Source organism: Pseudomonas sp. Ant30-3 (assembly GCF_000690905.1).
In the GTDB taxonomy this organism is placed as follows: Bacteria; Pseudomonadota; Gammaproteobacteria; order Pseudomonadales; family Pseudomonadaceae; genus Aquipseudomonas.
In genome coordinates this window covers 1-815 of the sequence record NZ_JMCL01000198.1, presented here as the reverse complement: position 1 = coordinate 815, position 815 = coordinate 1, and the positions used below count along the sequence as shown (strand labels likewise).

Below are 815 nucleotides of genomic sequence, written 5' to 3'. Positions count from 1 at the left end.
GCCTGGGCGAACAGTTGTTCATTCGTACCAGCCGCAGCACGCGGCTGACACGGGCGGGCAAGCTGTTTCTGGAGCATGTGCCGCGCATCTTCACCGCCTTGCAGCAGGCGCGCGATAGCGTGAATGCAGCCACCAACGGCTTCCACGGTCAGTTGCGTATCGCACTGTCCGACGGCATCACGCCCTCGCGCCTGCCGTCCTTGCTGGCGCTGTGTCGGCAGGAAGAACCCGAAGTCGAGATTCGCCTGTTCGAGGTACCCTTGTCGCAGCAGATCAAGGGACTGCATGACGACCTTTACGACGTGGGCTTTGCCCAGTCCGATGAAGTTGGAGAAGGCATCACTGCCGAAGCCGTTTGGAGCGATGCGCTGATGGTGGCGGTTCCTGCACGTCATCCGCTTTTGAAGCACAAGCGCATCCCGCTGGAAGAAGTGCTGCGCTATCCGCTGGTGTTGTGCGATCCGCACGTATGCGAAGGCCATGCTCGCCAAGTCGAGCGCGTACTGCGCCGGATAGATATGGAGCCGCTGATTGCCGAACGTGTGGCTTCGTGCGATTTGATGATGGCGTTAGTGTCGGCGGGCTTTGCGCTGGGCCTAGCCGGAGCGCCGCATATCGCAGGCAGCCGTGAGCCTGGGATTGTGGCTCGGCCGCTGGCGGGTCGCTCACCCATGCTGACCACTTATGTGCTGCACCGGGAAGGTGGATCCTCGGACGTGCTGTCACGCTTTATCGAGCGTGTGCAGGCCATCGAATCGCCGGACGGCATCAGAGCCACGCCCCCCCTTGAACCCGATTCCCAAGAGGAAGTCGAG

1 protein-coding gene is annotated in these 815 nt (G+C 62.0%); it reads left to right on the top strand.

Translation table 11 applies throughout. The features are described from left to right. On the top strand, positions 1-815 hold an 815-nt coding region (locus tag DU29_RS0128775), incomplete at both ends, for a LysR family transcriptional regulator (RefSeq protein ID WP_028624788.1).